Source organism: Desulfovibrio piger ATCC 29098, assembly GCF_000156375.1.
Taxonomy (GTDB): Bacteria; Desulfobacterota; Desulfovibrionia; order Desulfovibrionales; family Desulfovibrionaceae; genus Desulfovibrio; species Desulfovibrio piger.
The window spans coordinates 99111-102698 of record NZ_DS996351.1; the positions used below are offsets into that span (position 1 = coordinate 99111).

Consider the following 3588-nt stretch of genomic DNA (forward strand, 5'->3'; position numbering starts at 1 on the left):
GCATAGCAAAGGACACCAGATGTATCTGATGCCCTTTGCGATTTACAGACTACCGTCTGTGTGATGGAGGTCGATGGTTGCTGAAACGTCCCGGTTTATCACGTTTCGGCTCCCTGTGAGGAAGCTTCCCACCCCTTGGGGGCGGTCCACCAGGCCTTACGCCATGTCCTGGAGGAGGTCTATGGTTTGCAGGTCCACGGGGAGGCGGCGGGGGAGGCCTATGCCCTCTTGGTGGCGGTGGAGGCGGTGGAGACGGACGGTGACCTCTGGGAGGAGGTGGATAGTAACCCCCAGAGGGAGGGACACACGCTGTGAGGAACCCACCGGACAGCAACGCACAAAGGCTACCAAGAAAAGCACGCCTGTTCATGGAAACTCCTTTTGCCCCTTATCACTTATTATCTCCTGGCATGAGGACAGCATCAAGTCAACATATTTTCGCCGTAATCCGCCTTCCACTCTCAACCTGTTGATATCCGATGATGCCTGCAGGAGATATATCCTGGCTGTTTTCAGCTTGCCGTAGAATCACTCCTATACTTTTCAAAAATTCGCAAAAAGAAGATTTGTTTCGTCCCCCGCTAGATAAGCGTGCGTATCCAGAATTGGACGGCAGTCCTCTCGACCTATGTCGACCAATCAGCCTCCCTACCGCACAGAAAAGAGTTTGCCTTTTTTATTGACAGTGCGCCTTGTATTGCCTAAGGAGATTTTCCTTAAATGCGTAGTGATAAAAGTTCAACAGGCTGCGGATTCAAGTCTTTTCATCCCGACCAGAAAAACGCTGGAAAAGCCGATTGAGAAACTCCGCCGGTCTTAAGGCGGCGAAGCCGATGAAATCCTTTTCCGTACCCCATCCCTCCAGGGAGGAGTGATCCGCACGCCATCTATCCGCCGGCCGTGGAATCAGTCGACGGATAGGGGCGACTGTGGATTGAAGCATAGCAACAGCGGCTCTGGCGCCCTGAAAAGACTCCTGAATCTCGGCTTAGCCATGATAGGAGGTAATGTTTCTTATGGAAGGGTCACTTGGCATTAATGCCGTCACGGTCATCTTTGCCGCATTGTGCGTCTTCGCCATCGGCTACAGGTTCTACGGGCTTTACATCGCCCGTAAAGTTCTGAACCTGAATGACGCCCGTCCAACCCCGGCGGTCAAATACGCGGACGGACACGACTACATCAAAACCAACAAATTTGTGCTGTTCGGACACCACTTTGCGGCCATTGCTGCGGCTGGCCCGCTACTGGGCCCCGTGCTGGCGGCCCAGTTCGGTTATATGCCCGGCATGCTCTGGATTCTGATTGGCTGCGTCCTCGCGGGCGGCGTCCATGACATGGTGGTGCTGTTCTGCTCCGTACGCCACCGCGGCCAGAGCCTGGCCTACATCGCCACGCAGGAAATCGACAAAACCACCGGCACCGTGGCGGCATGGGCGGTTCTCGCCATCCTGATACTGACGCTGGCCGGTCTGTCCATCGCAGTTGTCAACGCCATGCACAACAGCCTCTGGTCCACTTACACCGTGGCGGCAACGATTCCCATCGCCATTATCATGGGCCTGTACATGCAGATCTGGCGTAAGGGCGACGTGCTGGGCGCATCCATCATCGGCGTGGTTCTGCTTCTTCTGTGCCTGCTCTCCGGCCCGATGGTCGCCGCCCATCCCGAAATCTTCGGCTGGCTGGATATCGACAAGAAATCCATGTCCATTCTGATTCCGGTTTACGGCTTCATCGCCTCCGTTCTCCCCGTCTGGCTGCTGCTGCTGCCGCGAGACTATCTCTCCACCTTCCTGAAAGTGGGCACCATTCTGGCGCTGGCCATCGGCATCATCTTTGTCATGCCGCACTTCAACATGCCTCCTTTCACTAAGTTTGTTGAAGGCGGCGGCCCCATTGTCGGCGGCCCTGTCATTCCCTTCATCTTTATTACCATCGCCTGCGGCGCGCTCTCCGGCTTCCATGCCACCATCGGCACCGGAACCACGCCCAAGATGATTGGCCGGGAACACGATGTGCTCTTTGTAGGCTACGGTGCCATGCTGCTCGAAGGTTTCGTGGCCATTATGGCGCTGATTGCCGCCTGCGTGCTCATTCCCGCAGACTACTTTGCCATCAACTCGCCTGAGCAGGCCTTCAATGCCCTTGGCATGCAGGTTCAGGAACTGCCCCGCCTGGAGCAGGAAGTTCAGGAAAGCCTGATGCACCGTCCCGGCGGTTCGGTCTCTCTTGCCGTCGGCATGGCCCATATCTTCTCACAGATTCCCTTTATGCAGCATCTGATGGCCTACTGGTATCACTTCGCCATCATGTTCGAAGCCGTGTTCATCCTGTCCGCTGTGGACGCAGGTACCCGCGTGGGTCGCTTCTTCCTGCAGGAAATGCTGGGCAAGATTTCCCCCCGCTGGGGAGACAAGAACTGGTGGCCAAGCGTCATCGTCACCAGCTTCATCTTTACCGGTGCGTGGGGCTATCTCGTCTATAGCGGCGACATCAGCAACATCTGGCCACTGTTCGGGATCAGCAACCAGCTGCTGGCTTCCGTAACCCTGCTCATCGGCACTACCGTATTGCTGCGCATGAACAAGGCAAAGTATGCCTTCATGACCGGTATTCCCGGAATCTTCATGACCTTCATCACCTTCTGGGCCGGAATCTGGCTGATTCTCTACCAGTACATACCCAACGGCAAGTACCTGCTGGTTTTCCTCAGCCTGTTGGTTATGGTCATGATGCTCTTCGTCATCTTCGGTACTCTCCGTCGCTGGCGTGTGCTCTTGAAGGAAAACACTGTCACCAAGGATAGCTACGGTGACGAGTTCAAGGAAATCATTCCTGAATAAGCCGCTCGTACACACAACGCCTTTGCAGTAAGGCAATAAAAAAGGCCCCTGTGAGGGGCCTTTTTTATTGCCGAATCTCGGGATTCCGAAGCAGAGTGCAAACAAGTCATGCGAGACACCGCATACAGCCAGCTGCACACAGGCCCGAAACATCCGGCCCCCAATTGCCGGACAGGGCATGATCCAGGTTCTTTGTGGGCAGGGCCTCCACCTTGCTTAGCCCCCAATAACGCATCATGAGTGGCAGCTCAACTGGAAGCAGGCGTCGTCTTAGAGCCGGGCTTTGTGTCAACTCAACGCCCGTTTTTTTGACACAAACATGGCTGTCGCAAATGGAGTAGCGACAAAGAAAAATCCTAACTCCGGTAAGGACATTTATTGAGTGCACCGAAACTCACCAAGACAAACCGCGCAATATTTTCCTGTCCCACAGACAACCATAAAACGTCAACAGCTCGGACATCTCCATGTCAGATATCTACACTCACACCACGTCTCTCGAAAATCTCACGCGCATGCTCGATGGCAGCAGGCACATCATGGCATTGCGGCACCTTGCCCGGACGTCACCAGACACGGAAGTCTCCGTCGAACCACTTCCCATGCCCATCCGTAGACGCATGAAGGCCGGTGATGCCTACGAGCGCATGCGCGGCGTGAAGGATACGGACCGCGTCTTTCTCTCACACAGAGGCTGGCTGCCAAATTACGGCGACGCCGTCGTGGTGAAGCGCCTCTCTCC

General features: G+C 55.4%; 2 protein-coding genes. Both read left to right on the forward strand.

The window, feature by feature from the left end; translation table 11 throughout:
• Positions 1-1034: 1034 nt before the first annotated feature.
• Positions 1035-2846, forward strand: coding sequence for a carbon starvation CstA family protein (locus DESPIG_RS00435; RefSeq protein WP_040368951.1), 1812 nt, complete (start codon positions 1035-1037; stop codon positions 2844-2846).
• A gap of 467 nt (positions 2847-3313) precedes the next feature.
• The coding region (locus tag DESPIG_RS13960; protein ID WP_006003659.1) for a hypothetical protein at positions 3314-3588 on the forward strand (275 nt) is incomplete at its 3' end.